The 16,780-nt window shown below is 62.2% G+C and carries 15 protein-coding genes and 2 tRNA genes; 13 read left to right on the top strand and 4 right to left on the bottom strand.

Going from position 1 to position 16,780, the window contains the following annotated elements:
- The first annotated feature begins 22 nt into the window (after window positions 1-22).
- Both CLU87_RS12040 and CLU87_RS12045 read left to right on the top strand, forming a co-directional pair.
- Window positions 23-1,111, top strand: a complete 1,089-nt coding sequence (locus tag CLU87_RS12040) for an endonuclease/exonuclease/phosphatase family protein (RefSeq protein ID WP_099730594.1) — start codon at window positions 23-25, stop codon at window positions 1,109-1,111.
- A gap of 138 nt (window positions 1,112-1,249) precedes the next feature.
- Entirely contained in the window at window positions 1,250-3,124 is a 1,875-nt protein-coding gene (locus tag CLU87_RS12045; protein ID WP_199170822.1) for a M14 family metallopeptidase, read from the top strand.
- A gap of 191 nt (window positions 3,125-3,315) precedes the next feature.
- On the opposite strand, the gene ybaL is transcribed toward CLU87_RS12045, so the two are convergent.
- The gene (ybaL, locus tag CLU87_RS12050; RefSeq protein ID WP_099730595.1) at window positions 3,316-5,055 is read right to left on the bottom strand and encodes a YbaL family putative K(+) efflux transporter; all 1,740 of its coding nucleotides are present in this window, start codon (window positions 5,053-5,055) and stop codon (window positions 3,316-3,318) included.
- 192 nt (window positions 5,056-5,247) lie between these two features.
- Here ybaL and CLU87_RS12055 point away from each other — a divergent pair.
- From CLU87_RS12055 to CLU87_RS23165, 11 genes are all read left to right on the top strand, one after another.
- Window positions 5,248-5,324: transfer RNA gene (locus tag CLU87_RS12055), tRNA-Arg, on the top strand.
- A 175-nt stretch (window positions 5,325-5,499) separates the two neighbouring features.
- Window positions 5,500-6,744: an integrase arm-type DNA-binding domain-containing protein gene (locus CLU87_RS12060; protein WP_099730596.1), complete on the top strand. Its 1,245-nt coding sequence runs from the start codon at window positions 5,500-5,502 to the stop codon at window positions 6,742-6,744.
- Between the two features lie 99 nt (window positions 6,745-6,843).
- The gene (locus CLU87_RS23160) at window positions 6,844-7,665 is read left to right on the top strand and encodes a hypothetical protein (protein ID WP_143227274.1); all 822 of its coding nucleotides are present in this window, start codon (window positions 6,844-6,846) and stop codon (window positions 7,663-7,665) included.
- Window positions 7,666-7,738: 73 nt separating this feature from the next.
- The gene (locus CLU87_RS12065) at window positions 7,739-8,008 is read left to right on the top strand and encodes an AlpA family transcriptional regulator (protein WP_099730597.1); all 270 of its coding nucleotides are present in this window, start codon (window positions 7,739-7,741) and stop codon (window positions 8,006-8,008) included.
- A complete protein-coding gene (locus tag CLU87_RS12070) occupies window positions 8,005-8,265 on the top strand; it encodes an AlpA family transcriptional regulator (RefSeq protein ID WP_099730598.1) in 261 nt (86 codons plus the stop codon). The genes CLU87_RS12065 and CLU87_RS12070 overlap by 4 nt, the downstream gene beginning before the upstream one ends.
- Window positions 8,266-8,276: 11 nt before the next feature.
- Complete coding sequence (locus CLU87_RS12075; protein ID WP_099730599.1) at window positions 8,277-8,579, top strand: helix-turn-helix domain-containing protein; 303 nt, start codon at window positions 8,277-8,279, stop codon at window positions 8,577-8,579.
- Complete coding sequence (locus CLU87_RS12080) at window positions 8,563-10,974, top strand: DUF3987 domain-containing protein (RefSeq protein WP_099730600.1); 2,412 nt, start codon at window positions 8,563-8,565, stop codon at window positions 10,972-10,974. The genes CLU87_RS12075 and CLU87_RS12080 overlap by 17 nt, the downstream gene beginning before the upstream one ends.
- Window positions 10,975-11,165: 191 nt before the next feature.
- Window positions 11,166-11,456 carry a hypothetical protein gene (locus tag CLU87_RS12085; protein ID WP_099730601.1) on the top strand — a complete coding sequence of 97 codons (291 nt, stop codon included), beginning with the start codon at window positions 11,166-11,168 and terminating at the stop codon, window positions 11,454-11,456.
- The gene (locus tag CLU87_RS12090) at window positions 11,453-12,151 is read left to right on the top strand and encodes a hypothetical protein (protein WP_099730602.1); all 699 of its coding nucleotides are present in this window, start codon (window positions 11,453-11,455) and stop codon (window positions 12,149-12,151) included. Before CLU87_RS12085 ends, CLU87_RS12090 begins: the two co-directional genes overlap by 4 nt.
- A gap of 875 nt (window positions 12,152-13,026) precedes the next feature.
- Window positions 13,027-13,296 carry a hypothetical protein gene (locus tag CLU87_RS12100; RefSeq protein ID WP_099730604.1) on the top strand — a complete coding sequence of 90 codons (270 nt, stop codon included), beginning with the start codon at window positions 13,027-13,029 and terminating at the stop codon, window positions 13,294-13,296.
- Window positions 13,297-13,417: 121 nt separating this feature from the next.
- On the top strand, window positions 13,418-13,750 hold the full coding sequence (locus CLU87_RS23165) for a hypothetical protein (RefSeq protein ID WP_143227275.1): 333 nt from the start codon (window positions 13,418-13,420) through the stop codon (window positions 13,748-13,750).
- Window positions 13,751-14,302: 552 nt separating this feature from the next.
- Here CLU87_RS23165 and CLU87_RS12105 read toward each other — a convergent pair.
- The 3 genes from CLU87_RS12105 to CLU87_RS12115 form a co-directional block, all read right to left on the bottom strand.
- Window positions 14,303-14,506, bottom strand: a complete 204-nt coding sequence (locus tag CLU87_RS12105; RefSeq protein ID WP_056064167.1) for a hypothetical protein — start codon at window positions 14,504-14,506, stop codon at window positions 14,303-14,305.
- Between the two features lie 189 nt (window positions 14,507-14,695).
- A tRNA-His gene (locus CLU87_RS12110) sits at window positions 14,696-14,771 on the bottom strand.
- A 49-nt stretch (window positions 14,772-14,820) separates the two neighbouring features.
- Window positions 14,821-16,749 carry a SurA N-terminal domain-containing protein gene (locus tag CLU87_RS12115; RefSeq protein ID WP_099730605.1) on the bottom strand — a complete coding sequence of 643 codons (1,929 nt, stop codon included), beginning with the start codon at window positions 16,747-16,749 and terminating at the stop codon, window positions 14,821-14,823.
- Window positions 16,750-16,780: the final 31 nt, after the last annotated feature.

Raw genomic sequence — 16,780 nt, forward strand, 5'->3', positions numbered from 1 at the left:
CCGCCTACGCTGTACGCCCTTCATGCGCCCCAACGAACTCCCCCAACCGCTGGACACCCTCATGGTGGCCACTTGCAATGTGCTCAACCTGGCCAATCCGGGACGCCTGTTCTACGATAACCAGGACCCCTACAGCCAGACCGAGTTTGAACGCAAGATCACCTGGCTGGGCGAGCGCTTTCGGGCACTGAACGCCGATGTACTGGCGGTGCAGGAGGTCTGGGACGATGCGGCCTTCAAAGGGGCACTGGGTCGGGGTGGCTTGCGCTACGACTTCGTCGCCGTACCAGGGGCCGAGAACAACGACACCCAACAGGGCGCACAGGGAACGCCCCGTGTGGGCCTGGCCACGCGGCTCAAGGTCGAGGCATTGCAGTCCTTTGCCGACTTCCCACGGGGCTTTCAGGTGGATGTGCCTGGCATTGGCCAACACACGCGCTTCGAGCGCCCACCCCTCGTGGCCACGTTGCGGATGAAGCACGGCCAAACCCTCAACGTCCTCACCGCGCACCTCAAATCCAAGCGCCCCAAATTTCTGCAGGACGCATTGGGCCAGCCTACGGAGGACAGGGACGACCGCAAGGTGGTCGCACTGGCATCGCTGCGCTCGCTGATCATGCGCGGCGCCGAGGCCATGGCGCTGCGGTGCCTGGTGATCGACCTGCTGCACCGCACCAGCGTGCCCCTGGTAGTGCTGGGCGACTTCAACGACACCCCCGACAGCGTGACCACGCAACTGATCTGCGCCACCACCGACATCGCCTACGACCGGTCCGCCCGTGATGTGGCCCTGTTCAATGCGTACGACCTGCAGGGAGATTTCGCCTTGAAAAAGGACGTGGCCTACTCCCACATCCACCAGGGCGCGCCCTATGTGCTGGACCAGATCCTGGTCAGCGAGGAGTTCCTGCCCAATGGGCGCAACAGCGTGGGCGATGTGCGCCGGGTGGACTATTTCAACGACCACCTGCATGAGGGACGCGACCGCACGCGCTCGGACCACGGCTTTGTGCGCGCCTTGCTGCGCCTGAAACTGCCCAGTTCTCCTCTGGCCCAGAGCATCTCGCCGCCGCCCACCGACGCCACCGCACCCAGCGACACCCCTCGATGATCACTGCGTCAGCCCACGGCGCCACGGGTTTGCAACGGGATGTACGCTGACAAGGAGAGGCGGGTGCGCGCAGGTAACATCCACGTACAAAGCGCCCCACTCGCCCCACACCAGGGGCTCTCTCTGGCAGCCCACACCATGACCCAGCACAATTTCCTGCGCCGCAGCGCCGATACCGCCCCGCTTTCCCGTCCTGAACCACGGATTGCGCGCTGGGCCGCCCCGGCCACGCTGGCAGCACTGCTGCTGACAGCCTGCGGCAGCACCCCACTGCCCCCTTGGCCATCCACCCCCACTGCCCAGCAGCGCAGCGCCCCCGCGCCACTGCCGCGCGTACAACAAGGTACGGTGGTACCCGCACCGCTGGGACAGCAAACGCCCTCGCAGCTGCCGCCACAACGGGCTGCCGTGGTGGCCAGCCCCCTGCCCCCGTCCGCGCCGCTCTTGGTGCGCGACGAGGCGCCCATGGCGCCGCCCTATGGCGATGCGGTGGCCGCGCGGTTCCCCAACCCTTCTGTGGTCTACAGCACACCCGGCCTGGGTGCCGACCGCAGGGCCTTCACCACCAATGCCGAGCTGGGCCAATGGCTGCGCGGGCTGAGCGACGGCGTGCCCCGTGGCGGCACACGCGCGCAGTTGCTGCAGATTGGCACCTCGCAACGCGGCGAGCCCATCCAGGGCCTGCTGCTCACCCGTGCCGCAGGCACTGACCCTGCCAGCCTGGACAAGAGCGGTCGCCCCACCGTTGTGCTGATCGGCCAGCAGCATGGCGACGAACCCGCAGGCAGTGAGGCACTGCTGGTCATCAGCCGTGAGCTGGCCCAGGGCCTGCTCGAGCCGCTGCTGGACCGCATCAACGTGGTGGTGGTGCCCCGCGCCAACCCCGATGGCGCCGAGGTGGGCACCCGCGTCACCGCCAACGGCGTGGACCTGAACCGCGACCACCTGTTGCTCAACACGCCCGAGGCCCGCGCCATTGCGCAGGTCATCAACGACTACCGCCCCATCCTGGTCGTGGACGCCCATGAATACACCGTGGTGGGCCGCTATCTGCAGAAGTTCAACGCCATCCAGCGCTACGACGCACTGCTGCAATACACCACCACTGCCAACTATCCGGAGTTCCTCACCAAGGCATCGCAGGAATGGTTTCACCAGCCCATGGTGGCGGCCCTCAAGGCCCAGGGCCTGACGAGTGACTGGTACTACACCACCTCGACCAACCTGCAGGACAAGCGCATCTCCATGGGGGGCACTCAGCCCGACACGGGGCGCAACGTCCATGGCCTCAAGAACACGGTCAGCCTGCTGATCGAGACCCGTGGGGTGGGCATTGGCCGAATGCACATCCAGCGCCGCGTGCATGCCCAGGTCACCGCCATCACCAGCGCGCTGCGGACCACCGCCGAGCGGGCGGCCAACCTGGAGCAGGTACGCTCGTTCGTGGCCCGCGACGTCAGCGCCCTGGCCTGCCGCGACCAGGTGGTCATTGAAGCGGAGGCCACGCCCACCCAGCGCGATCTGGATTTTCTGGACCCCGAGACCGGCGCCGATCGCAGCATTCGCGTGGACTGGAACTCATCGCTGACGCTGCGCAACACCAAGGTGCGCGCGCGGCCCTGCGGCTATTGGCTGTCGGCAGACGCCAGCGGTGCAGTGGAACGCCTTCGCCAGCTGGGCATCCAGGTCATGCGGGTGGCAGAGCCCGGTTCTGTCCTGGCCGAGAGCTACCGCGAAACCGCACGCGAAACCGGCAACCGCCAGGACGTGATCGGCACCATTGCTGGTGGTGGCGACATCGTGCGTGTGCAAGTGTCTGCCGTACGCAGCGCCATTGATGCACCTGCTGGCAGCTTCTATGTGCCCCTGAACCAGCCGCGTGCCAATCTGGCCGTGGCAGCGCTGGAGCCCGACACGCAGAACAGCTACTTTGCCAACCACCTGATCCAGGACCTGGGCCAAAGCGCCCGCGTGATGGCCGTGCCATCTCTGGTATTTGAAGAAACAGATTGATCCGTGCCTTGCGGCAGGTCGCTGCATGGCGCGAGGCTGAGGTCTGCGTTCTTGGCGGGGTCAGGTGGGACGCTCCGTGAGGACGCTGCCCGGATACTGCGCTGCGACTGTGGCTGCAGACGCACTATTGCTACCAATTTTATAGCTGCCCAGGCATATTCTTCTAGCGCTACAGGCAGATTTCTTTCAAATCATGCCGATCCATGCAGTGGCGCGGGCCGCGTGGCGCGGGCCTGGCGGTCCCGGGCACGCTCCAGCACATGGCGTGCCATCGCCTGTGCCAAGGCATCTTCTGCCAGGAACACCTGGGCATGGCTGCATTCCTGCACCAGCCGCTGGGCCTCGTCCTCATTGTGGCTGCGCACCACGATGTCGATGCCCGGGTTCAGGGTCTGCGCCGTCTCGATCATCTGGCGCACCTGCAGCGCGTCCGGGGTGGCCACCACCAGCATGGCGGCCCGCGCAATGTGGGCCTGGATCAGCACGGCAGGCTCCACCGCGTCACCAAACACGGCGGCCACGCCATCGGCCCGCAAGGATTCCACCAACTCCCGGTTCTGCTCCGCCACCACAAACGGAACATCGTTGGCCGCCAGCGTTGCCGCCACACGCCGCCCTACCCGGCCGTACCCCACCAGAACCACCTGCCGCGCGAGGTAACGCGAATCGGTGCTGGTGGGCAGTTCGGCCAAAGGGTCATCCCGCTGCTCCAGCCGCCGCGCAAGCGCCGATCGGGCACGCAGCCAGCCCTGCAACGGCGCAATGGCATGGAACAACAACGGGTTGAGCGCCATGGAGAACAGGCCCCCCGCCAATACCAAGCTGGCCCCCTCTGGCGGCAGCAGCCCCAACGAAGAACCCAGTGCGACCAGAATGAACGAGAACTCACCTATCTGCGCGAGGCTGGCCGATACGGTGAGCGCTGTGTTGAGCGGGTAACGGAACGCCAGCACCAGGCCCGCAGCGGCCACCGTCTTGCCCAGCATGATGATGGCGACCACTGCCAACACTTGCAGGGGGCGCTCCCACAAGACGGCGGGGTTGAAGAGCATGCCGACCGACACGAAAAAGAGTACGGCAAAGGCATCGCGCAAGGGCAGCGACTCATGCGCAGCGCGGTGGCTGAACTCGGACTCGCGCATCACCATGCCGGCAAAGAAGGCCCCGAGCGCAAACGACACGCCAAACAGCGCAGCCGACCCGAACGCAATGCCCACCGCTGCGGCCACCACGCACAGCGTGAACAACTCACGCGAGCCTGTGCGAGCCACCTGCCATAACAGCCAGGGAAACAGCCGGCGCCCGACCAGCAGCATCAGCACCACAAACGCGCCGACCTGCAGCAGGGTCCAACCCAGCGTGCGCCAGAGCTGCGCAGCATCCAGGTCGGCCCCGGTGCCGCCTCCCAGCCATCCCCCCAGCGGGGGTAGCAGCACCAGTACCAGCACCATGGCGAGGTCCTCCACCACCAGCCAGCCCACTGCGATGCGTCCGGTGTAGCTGTCCAGAATCCCCAGGGTCTCCAGCGCACGCAACAGCACCACCGTGCTGGCCACCGACAGTGCCAGACCAAAAACCAGGGCACCACCCATGCCCCAGCCCCACCACAGGGCCAACGCCATACCCAGCGAGGTCGCCACGATCATCTGCACCACAGCACCCGGCACGGCAATCTTGCGCACGGCCAGCAGGTCTCCCCACGAAAAATGCAGGCCCACGCCAAACATCAGCAGCATCACACCGATCTCCGCCAGCTGGCTGGCCAAGGCCGCATCTGCGACAAAACCGGGAGTGAACGGGCCGATGGCCACCCCTGCCAGCAAGTACCCCACCAATGCTGGCAGCCGCAGACGGGCGGCCAGAAAGCCCAGCACCAACGCCAGGCCCAAGGCGGCAGCAATGGTGTGGATCAGCGTGACGCTGTGTGGCATGGGCAAATGCTCCAGTGAGGCGGGCAGTCAAGGGGGATGGCCCGGTTATAACCGCATCACCATAACGGCAGCAAAATCGCCCCTGCAGCAGCGCCAAGAGCACGGGCCAGGGCGGGTATGATTAGCGTCCTGCGTTACGCAGATGCGGACACGCCGCAAGCCCGTCCGGCCACACAGTCGGCCAACATCCATCTGCCCGTAGCTCAACTGGATAGAGCAATAGCCTTCTAAGCTATAGGTCGGGGGTTCGAGTCCCTCCGGGCAGGCCAAAACAGACCTTCACACAGTCTCACTACCTCTCAGAACCCGCACGTTTCCTAGCGTTGCGGGTTTTTTGTTGTCTCACGCCATTTCACTGCGTACCATGACATACCAACAAAAAGTTGGTACTTCTGCCGGTATCTCTGCATACCAACGGAGCAGATACCAACAACAGGGGCACGCATGGCACTTACAGACACCTTTGTGAAGAACGTCAAGCCCGCTGGCTCTGCCACGGGCGAGAAGCACGCGGATGGGCAGGGCCTGTACCTGCACGTCAAACCGGCTGGCAAGTATTGGCGCTTGAGCTACCGCCATCTGGGCAAGCAGAAAACCCTGGCGATTGGCGTGTACCCCGCAGTCTCTCTAGCCAAGGCCCGCAAGCGCCGTGATGAAGCCCGCGAACTTCTGGCCGAAGGGCTGGACCCCAGCGCAGCCAAGAAGGCCGAGAAGCTGGCAACCCGCGTAGCCGCAGCCAACACTTTTGAAGCAGTGGCCCGCGAATTCCACGCCACCCAGGCCAGCGGCTGGAGCCCCCGCTATGCGGCGCGATGGATCGAGCGGATGGAGAAAGACCTGTTCCCGTACATCGGCAAGCTCACGCTGCCCGCCATCACCGCGCCCGTGCTGCTGGACGCACTGCGCAAGGTAGAGAAGCGCGGGGCCAACGAAACCGCCCACACCCTGCGCCAGACCGCCGGGCAGGTGTTCCGCTACGGTGTGCAGACCGGGCGCTGCGAGCGCAGCCCCGTGACTGACCTGCACGGCGCATTGAAGCCCATCGTGGTCAAGCACATGGCTGCCCTGCTGGAGCCAGCCAAAGCGGGCGAGCTGCTGCGGGCCATTGACGACTATACCGGCCAGCCCATGACCAAGGCGGCGCTGGCGCTGTCTGCCCTGCTCTTTCAGCGCCCCGGCAACATCCGGCAGATGGAATGGGCGTGGATCGACTTCGACAAAGCCTTGCTGACCATTCCATCCCAGGACATGAAGCGGCGGCTAGCACAGAAGATCAACGGCAGACCGCACTTTGTGCCCCTGGCCCGGCAGGCCATCGCCATCCTGAAAGAGCTGCAACCCCTCACGGGCCATGGCCGCTACGTGTTCCCCAGCCTGCGCACGGGCGAGCGAGCCATGAGCGACAACACCATCAATGCAGCCCTGCGGCGCATGGGCTTTGCCTCCGACGAGATGAGCGCCCACGGGTTCCGCGCCATGGCGCGCACGCTGATGATTGAGCGCATCCACGGCATATCCGCCGATGTTATTGAAGCCCAACTGGCGCACGGCAAGTCGGGGCCGCTGGGGGCCGCCTATGACCGAGCCGAATTCATGGAGCAACGACGCCGGATGATGAAAGAGTGGGCGGACTATTTGGACAAGTTACGCAAGGGGGCCGATGTAATCCCGTTGCATGGCGCTGCATGATGCAACGCTGACCGATTTGCCAGCCCTAGGCTGATCCCCGAAAACCCGTTTCCCCTGACGGGCTGGGCTGGCACCTTTTCAGGGAGCGCGAGGGAACGCATGGATTGTTTTGAAAAATTCGACCCCTTGGAAGGTAACGTTCCGCTTTACCCGTTCTTCGGGCTTTTCGATGTAGCTTGGAAAGCAAGAGAACTTCTCAAAGAAGTGCCAAAGGATCAAATCCTTTGGATTGAAAAAGATGTCGATTATCAAGTCGAGCGTGTTCGGGAATACTTCTACAACACGGCGCTTGAAAGAGTAGAAAGCAACAACGAAGCCGATCTGGAGAAGTTTGAGGAGGAATATGAAGAACCCTCAGAAGTAGAGGCATTGAGCTTCGCGACGGATGTTGGATGGGGCCCCACCGACCCCGAAGAGCCCGGATCCTGTCCAGTAAAGTGCGCGGCAGTGCTTGCGCTGATGTTAGTGGCGAGTTGCGTTGAAACACTTGAATGTCCAGAGGAGGATCTTGGCTTTTCGGAGGATGGCCCCGTTGCCGCAAGACTCATCAGTGCGGCGAATTCTGCCTTTGATGCAGCCTTGGCATTTGGCTTGGCACTGAAATATGAACGCCATATCGAAATCACAAATGAGATGGAAGTCGATATGGAGCAGCGTCTAGCGGATTTCAATAAAGATAAGGCACGCCGAGCTGCACTTAGAAAGCATGGTCCAACCAATCGAGCTAAGGCGTTCGTGGTTGCAGAATGGGCTAAACATAAGTCGGCTTACAGTGAAAACAAATCAGCATTTGCAAGAGATTACGTAAGGCGTGTTCATAACGAATACCAAGTTTCGATAACTGAAAAGCAAATGCGCGAGGTGTGGCTGAAAGATACCCCGTCTGCCAGCAAACCGGACGGTATGCCAGCAGACGGGTAATGACTTAAAGCAGCTAAAAAAACACCATTCACCCATCAGTCACTTTTGGCAAACGCCAGAAAGGAAATGGGAAATGGAAACCACCATTCAACAAGCAGCAGAGTCTCAACTAGACCGCCTGCGCGCATTGGCAGACAAACTGGACTGCCTGACCGAAACGGACGTGATGCTTTTGGGAAAGCTATCCCAAAGCACGGTGGAGGCATGGCGAAAGCGCGGGACCGGCCCCGCATACATCCTGCTGGGTAATCGCTACCTCTACCCACGCAAGGCCGTGGCGCAATATCTGGAAAGCGCCACCCGCACGCGCAGCCAACAATCCGCCAAGGAGGTGCTGCAGTGATCCACTACAACACCCAAGTCGCTGCGCCCTCCATATTCGACGCCCTGCCCGACAGCGCATTCATCCGCGAAGCGCAATTGGTACAGAGCCCCAAGCGCCCCGACAGCCCTGCCCCCCTGCCCTTCAGCGCGCCTACCCTGTGGCGCAAGGTGAAGGCGGGCACCTTCCCTAAGCCGCACCGCCTGTCTGAGCGTGTGACGGCATGGAAGGTGGGCGACGTGCGCGCGTGGATCAACCAACACACCGCCGATGCGTAAGGGGGCACACCATGCATACCGACGCAACCAAGCGGCAGGCCCTGGCCGAGATTCTGGCCGCGCATCCGGGCACCGACACCACGGCGCAATGCACGCGCATCCGGGTTGCGCTGGCCCGCTTTGCACTCACCACGTTTGAGGCTTCACGCTATCTGGACTGCTACGACCCGCGCGCACGGGTGATGCAACTGCGCCATGCCGGTGATGTGATCCGCACGCACTGGCAGACGGTAGAAACCGAAGGCGGTGGCAAACACCGCGTGGGGCTCTACGTGCTGGAAGCCAAGGGGGGCCACCATGCAGAGCGCCATTGATGGATTCAGCTCCGCCATGGAGGCGGCGGGCCTGCCACCCCCGCCCACGATTGAGGCTGATGGAAGCCTGCACCGCTTCAACACCAGCGGCAAGCGTGGCGACGACTCGGGCTGGTATGTGCTGCACCCGGACGGCATCGCGGCGGGCGTGTTTGGCTGCTGGCGCAATGGCTGGTCACAGACCTGGAGCAGCAAGCCCGACACGGCGATGACCCAGGCCGAGCGCGATGCACACCGCCAGCGCATCAAGGCCATGAAGGCACAGCGCGATGCAGAGCAGGCCCAACGCCAGCAGCAGGCGCGCCAGACAGCGGCGGCGCTGTGGCAGGCCGCAACACCGGCCATGCAGCATGAGTACCTGGCACGCAAGGGCATACAGCCCCACGGCGCACGGTGTGATGGGCAGCGGCTGGTGATCCCCTTGCGTGATGTGGATGGCGCCCTGCACAGCCTGCAGACCATTGCGCCCGATGGCGACAAGCGATTCCTGCCCGGCGGGCGGGTGGTGGGCTGCTATCACTCCATGGGCAAGCCCCAAGGCGTGCTGGTAGTGTGCGAGGGCTTCGCCACCGGTGCCAGCATCCATGAGGCCACGGGCCACGCGGTGGCGGTGGCCTTCAACGCGGGCAACCTGCTGCCCGTGGCCCAGGCGCTGCACGGCAAATACCCGGCGCTGCGCATCATCATGGCCGCCGACGATGACTGGCGCACCGATGGAAACCCAGGCCTGACCAAAGCCACCGAGGCAGCGCAGGCGGTAGGCGGCGACCTGTCAAAACCTGACTTTGGCGACAGCCGCCCAGAGAAGGCGACGGACTTTAACGACCTGCACCAACTGCAGGGGCTGGACGCGGTGAAGGCGTGCATTGATGGTGCCGTGATGGCACCCACCGACAGCGGCTGGCCTCACCCCGTGTCCCTGCCGAGTGGCCTGCCGCCCGTGGCACCGTTTGATGCAGAGCTGCTGCCGGAGGCCCTGCGGTGCTGGGTGGCCGACATTGCAGACCGTATGCAGTGCCCGCCCGACTTCACAGCGGTGGGGGCTGTGGTGGCGCTCTCCAGCCTGATCGGTGCGCGTGCTGTGGTCAAGCCCAAGGCCCGCGACGATTGGGCAGTGACGCCCAATCTGTGGGGCGCCATTGTGGGCCGCCCTGGTGTGATGAAGTCGCCCGCACTGAGCGAGGTATTGAAGCCCCTGCAGCGCCTTGAAAAAACAGAGCGGGAACAGTGGCAGGCAGCGCACGAAGCCTGGCAACTCGATTGCAAGGTGGCCGAGCTGGCCGCCAAGGCCAATGAAAAGCAGGCCGCAGCCCAGGCTGCCAAAGACCCGGCCAAAGCGCGGGCGCTGCTGCAGCCAGCCGACAACCTGACCGCAGAGCCCACCATGCGGCGCTACGTGGTCAACGATGCCACGGTGGAAAAGCTGGCCGAGCTGCTGACGGTGAATCAGTGGGGCACGCTGGTTTACCGCGATGAGATCCACGGACTGCTGTGCAGCATGGACAAACAGGGGCAAGAAGGCGCGCGGGGCTTCTACCTGACGGGCTATGACGGCAACCAAGGCCACGCCGTGGATCGCATCGGGCGCGGTGAATCATTTGTGCCCCGCGTGTGTCTGGCAATGCTGGGCGGCATCCAGCCCGGCAAGGTGCAGAGCTATGTGCGCGAGGCGGTGGCAGGCGGTGCGGGTGATGATGGCCTGCTGCAGCGCTTTGGGCTGACGGTGTGGCCCGATGTGAACCGCGAATTTGTCTATGTGGATCGGTGGCCCGACACCCCTGCAAAGCAGGCTGCATGGGCGGTGTTTGAGCGCCTGAACCAGCTAAAACCGTCCACCGACAGCGATGCGCAGGAATGGCGCTTCACCCCTGAAGCACAGGCTCTGTTTGAGGAATGGCTGATCCCGTTTGAGACGGAGCTGCGCGGGGAGGAACTGCACCCGGCCCTGGTGTCGCACCTTGCCAAGTACCGCAAGCTGGTGCCAGCCCTGGCGCTGATCTTTGCCCTGGTGGACACGCCCGAAAGCGGACACCTGATCCACGAGCGCGAGCTGATCCGCGCATTGGCATGGGCCGACTACCTGCGCACCCATGCCGAGCGCCTGTATGCCGCAGCGGTGATGCCCGAAACCAGCGCAGCCAAGCAACTGCTGGACAAGATCAAGGCGGGCAAGCTGGCTGACAGTGACGGGACTTTGCTAGACGCCTTCACGCCCAGACAGATCGCGGTGAAGCACTGGGCAGGACTGGGCACACCAGACGCCGTGCGCAAGGCCGCCGACCTGCTGGCCGACTATGGCTGGCTGGAGCGTGAGGCCACGCCCAGCGGCGCGGCAGGCGGCAGGCCCAGCGAGCGATACATGCTGCACCCCGTGCTGATGAAGGGGGGCGCGTGATGAAGTGGCTACAGCGCCTGAAATCGGCACCAACCCCAGACGCCAACGCTACGAAACCTACAGAACCCGGTTTCGTAGGTTTTGTAGCGTGCCCCGATGGGCCTTCTGAAAACTTCACAGCCCCACAGCAGCCACCGGCCAACGAAGCCACCTCAGACCCTGACCGCTGGTGCTGGCCCCATAGCTCTGCGATGAGCACGGCGGAGATTGACGCCTTCACGGCGCGGCTGGCGCGCTTCACCGACAAGGGGCTGTCCCTGGACGACGCCGAAGCCCTGGCCGACAAGCTGGTGACGCGGGACAGGGACAACGACAGCCGCCGACTGTGCCTGGAGTGCGCCCACTTGCAAGGCGTGGGCCGCTGGGGCTGCGGGAACTGGAAACAGGCCGCCATCTGCACCCGCCCAGCAGACGCAGGGCTGGCGCATGTGCTGGTGGTGACGCCTCAGCACTGCCCAGGGTTCAAGGGGCACACACGATGACCAAGAAGGCCCAGGCCCCTGCGGTGCAAACCGGCAACGCCGACCCCAACACCCTGCAGCTACACAAAGACCCGGCGCAGACATACGCCGCCCAAATCGCGGCAATGGCGTTGGGCAGCGTTGCGGTCAATGCGATGACCGCACGCACATTTGCAAAGGGCACGTTTGGCACACTGGACGTGACCGAGTGCGTATTGACGTTGAAGAAGCGCGTGGACACCACCCACGGCGGCGACCTCAAGCACGCAGAAACCACCCTCACGGCGCAAGCCGCAACGCTGGACGCCATCTTTAACGAGATGGCCCGGCGGGCAGCACTGAACATGGGCGAATACATGGACGCCACCGAGCGCTATATGCGACTGGCACTCAAGGCCCAGGGCCAATGCCGCGCCACGCTTGAGACATTGGCGGCCATCAAGAACCCGCCCGTGATCTTTGCCAAGCAGGCCAACATCGCCCACGGGCCGCAGCAGGTGAACAACGAGGGTTTCGAGACCATTACGCACGCCCGCGCGCGTGCGAGAAAACCGAGAACCGCGCCAGACGAACTATTAGAGGGGCCGCAGCATGGCAGCACGGACATGGACGACAGAGCAGCGACAACGCCAGCGCGAGGCCATCCAACGGTGGAAGCCCTGGAACCAATCCACCGGCCCCGCAAGCCTAGAAGGAAAAGCGGTGGCAGCGCGTAATGCCTACAAAGGCGGGCAAAGAGCCGCACTGCGCAAACTAGTTCAGGAGCTGAATTTGGCGCTGAAGGGACAACGTGAAAACCTGTCTGAGAGCCCAGACACGCGATCAGCTTAGATTTTCGCCAGCTGAGTGTGCAGCCTGTCTGCTTGTCTTTGCGCCTGAATTGGTTGCTAGGATGGCGGCTATCGGCCAGAAGCAGCCAGTGGTATTTCTGAAAGCTGATATGTGACGCCCGCTGTGGAGGGGCTAGCCCTTACTAAGCACTTCAAGTATTTCAGCGTTGGCCACAAGCTTTTTACCTTCTTGAACACGCCACTGGTACCCCACCTGCAGCAGCTCAGAAAGACCAGGTCCGTTGAGAAACCAAACCTCCAGATTTCGAGTCTCCCCAGGTTGAACAACTTCGCCCTCTGGAACCTGAACTTGTCCGATGTAGAACTGCCGGTCATCTGGGCCGCCGAAGTTGTGATTCGGTCTGTACACCCCCCAGCAAGGCCCACTGCGACCACCTGCTTCTGTCGAAAGAAAAGACAGTCGCGCTAGCACCCTGGGCGACGGCCCGTCCTCCAGCAGATCTACGAACGCAAATGGTTCCATGCGAAGCTAACTGTTAAATTCATGTAGTAGGCCCCATTAGACGACCGCTTTGCGTGCATGAACTGAAGGGCGGCTGTGGGCCCAGAGCTGTCCTTAGACAGAGACCGTGCAAGCGGTCATCTGTTGATCTACTGGCAATGTAGACGTCCCACTCGGTGCGCGGTTTAATGTGTGTAACGTATTCGATCAGTCACGGACATGATCAAGCAACCCCGTGAATTGCAGCAGCAGAGGGGCGGGGCAAGGCCGACGTTAGGCAACCATCCAGCGAGGAAACATGACACTACCCAACATCGATTGCGCGCGCATTGTTCGGGACGGGGGAATTGACGCTATGGCTGCGTTGAACGCTGCGTTAATCGATGCGATCGTAGGGTTACCGGCGCTGGATCAAGAAAGGCTGAAGCTCAACTTCGCTCGCGCCATGGCAGAAATAACCATAGAGGTAATCAATCCAGCGGTGGCCGCTTTTCCGGAGCTTGAACCCGATGAAGACACTTGGAAAAGTGTGGCAAGGGTCCGAGCTACTGCACGCGCTGATGGCTAAACGTGTCATTGCAACTGTCGAGCAGCTTCGCCCGCTGAGTTGCAATGTTGAGAGCCCACTTTCGACTACTTCCACCGAGTTTTTCCCGCAGGCTTTGCGGGATACATTGAGTTAGGTATCTATGAGCGAGATTGCTGCAACAACTATCACAGGAGTCACCGCAGCAGGTGAGTACATCGCCATATCAGTGACCATAGGTACCCCGTACCGAGAAACTACTGATCCGGAAGTATGGCGCTGTCCTGTCGCAGTGTCCCCCCTTTACGGCAGGTTGGCGGACATCGCGGGAAACGACTCACTTCAGGCGCTTTGCCTTGCCACACGGCTGGCGTTCAGCCTATTGCATGACTTCAAGAGCAAAGGAGGCAGACTACTCCTTGCGAAGGAGGATGGCGAGGAAACCGAATTTCCAGTTGATGCCTATCTTCCGCAACCTCCGGGCGGTAATGCCTGAGATTTGAGTCAACTCGGACCTGTGCGAGAGTGGCTTCGCATCGCTTGCCCAGGCGAGTTAAGTCAACCATTGAACGTCTGCTTTCATTAGCGGTGACCGACCGCTTCTGGCCGATTGCAGCCAGAGCGTGAGGATTCATGCAGCCGCCTACAAGTTGTCTTGCGTGCTGTGCGGGAACGCGGGGGGGTAGCAAAAGTCTAGGTTAACGGACTTCACGACACCCCGCAGTTCCTCACGCGCAGAAAAATGCACCTGTTTGAAAACATTCAAACGCGTAGCCCAGCCGACGTGTGGGGAGGGTGCGACACGGGGACACTTTCACAAATGACGGTACTTTTGACGGTACTTTTCTAAATCGAAAAAATGAAACCCAGCATTGATGCGGGTTTCAAGGCGCTATGTGAACTCCTCCGGGGCCGCCCAGCTGGTAGCTTTCAATCTCCCCACTCATACCAATCAATCCTTTCTGACGAGTGTGGAACAGCCAAGCAATGCGCGCGCGGGCTGGATGACGGATGTGGATCAAGCACCCCGTCGCGTACAGCCCCAACCCTAACGATTGGGCTGCGGCACAGCGGCGTAATTCATGGCAATGGCCTGCACCACGGCGCCGATCAATGCCGCATCGCCAGCGCTCTGCGGCAACACGTCGCGCACGATCTGGACCGCGTATTGAAGTTGCTCTTTGGCCAAGGCCGCAGACATGGCGTTGCCGCGCTTTTCACTGGGCGACGCGTCGCGAATCACAAGGCTCATCAGAAACTCCCAAAAAGTGGAGCATGCAGTATGCGCCGTGTGGGGCTGTGGTGAGCGAGAGGCGGGGCTTTGATGGTGAGAAAACCCCCTTGACGCACAACGCTGCACAGGGGCAGACGCAAAGCGAAATTCAATACAAGCCCAAAGCAAAAAGCGCTGCAACATTTCTGCTGCAGCGCTTTGCTATTTTGGGGTGGCTGATGGGGCTCGAACCCACGACAACAGGAATCACAATCCTGGACTCTACCAACTGAGCTACAGCCACCGTAGCTTTGTATTATAGCCCGGGATTTTGGTCCCGGACATCAAATCTCTTAATTTTCTGCAGTCACTGTTGCCGCCGCCTCAGGACGCGGTGCCTTGATCTGCACCTTGAAGCGCTGCTTGAGCAGTTCATAGTACGCCAGCCCTTCGGCCGTGGCCAACCACTGCACGTATTGTTGGCGCTCCTGCTGCGCACGCCGCGCGTCCGGTGCCTGGCGCGGCACGACGCGGTTGACCTTGACCACGGCATAACCCGCAGCGCCCAAATCCACCCCCGTCCAGCCTGGCAGCGCTTCGGAGGGAGCCCGCAGCGCGGCGTCGATCAGGGCACGCGGCAGGTTCTGGGTCTGTTCGCGGGAGACTTCAGTCGCTGCGGCCAAGCCTGTGGCAGAAGACGGGGCAGCCTTCCATGCATTGAGCTTGGCCTCGCCCTCCTTGCGTGCGAGTTCGGCAGATTTCTCAGCCACATACAAGGTGCGAACACGGGCCTTCACTTCGTCATAGGGCAGTGTCAATGCAGGGGTGTAGGTGGTCACACGACCAGCAGCCATCTGGCTGGGGCCCACTTCCACCGCCTCGGTGTTGCGCTTGTTTTGCAGCGAGTCGGTCGCAAAAAGTGCTTCGAGGAACTTCGCGTTGGCCAGAGGGCCCTTGGCACCTGCGGCAGGGGTCCGGGTCACGCCCTTGGCAGTCTGGATCTTCAGCTTGAGCTTGTCGGCCACGGGCTGGAGGTTGTCTGCCTGCTCATACACACCGTTGGTGAAGGACTCTGCCACCTCGGCAAACTTGCGCTGCGCCTGCTGCTGCTTGAGCTCTGCTTCCATGGTGGGGCGCAGTTCTTCAAAGCTGGGCTGGCGGGGTGTCTTGATGTCGGTGAGCTGGATGATGTGATAACCAAACTCGGTTTCCACCAGATCACTGATTTCGCCCTTTTTCAGCGCAAACGCAGCTTCTTCAAAGGGCTTGACCATCGCACCCCGGGCAAAGAAGTTCAGGTCTCCGCCCGCAACGGCCGAGCCCTTGTCGTCAGAGGATTTCTTGGCCACATCAGCAAAGCTGCCGGGAGCCTTGCGCACCTGGGCCAGCAGTTCAGTGGCACGGGCCTTGGCCTTCTCGCGGTCCGCGGCGGATGCATCCTTGGGAGCGTTTACCAGGATGTGGCTGGCGCGGCGCTCTTCCTTCGCCGTCATGCGAGCCACATTCTCTTTGTAGTAAGTACGCAGGTCGTCTTCACCCAGGGTGATGGACGCCCGCACGCTATCGAGATCCAGCACCACGTATTCGATGGCTGCCTGTTCCAGTTGCTGGAACAGGGCGGGATGGGCCTTGTAGTAGGCCTCCAGGTCTGCATCTGTCGGGGTGACTTTGCTGGCGAAGTCGGCAGCGTTGAATCGGGCCACCTGGATCTCACGGCGCTCATACAAAGCGTCGAGCGCAAGTTTGACCTGCGCATCGGAGCCAAACGCGGAGCTCACCACGCCACCCATCACTTGGTTCACCGAGATGTCGCGGCGCACATTGGCTTCGAAACCTTCGGGCGTCAGGCCTTGAGCAGCGACCAGTGCGCGATAGGCATCGGCGTCCAGCGTACCGTCCGGGCGCTTGAGTCCCGCAATGGCGGGAATCTCCTGCAGGCTGCGGGCCAGGCGCGCATCGCTGGTCACGAGGTGCATCTTTTGCGCGGCAGCCGCCAGCACACGGTCACGCACCAGGCGCTCCAGCGTGGCATACCGGGCGCTGGGAGAGTCCAGCAACTTGGGATCGACCGAGGGAGACTGGGCGCGAATGCGGTCTGTCTCCATGCGATGGGCATTGTCCCAGTCCGTCTGGTTGATGTTGTTGCCATCGACACGGGCTACCACAGGGCTCTTTTCAGAGAAATAGTTGCGGTCGATGCCTACCAGCACAAACGAAGGAATGATCAGCAAGAACAAGAAGATCATCACGATCTTGGAGTGCTTGCGGATGGATTCAAACATGGTCGATCTTTCAGAAGGCAAAAAACAAAAG

This window comes from Acidovorax sp. 59 (genome assembly GCF_002754175.1).
GTDB classification, from domain to species: domain Bacteria; phylum Pseudomonadota; class Gammaproteobacteria; order Burkholderiales; family Burkholderiaceae_C; genus Acidovorax; species Acidovorax delafieldii.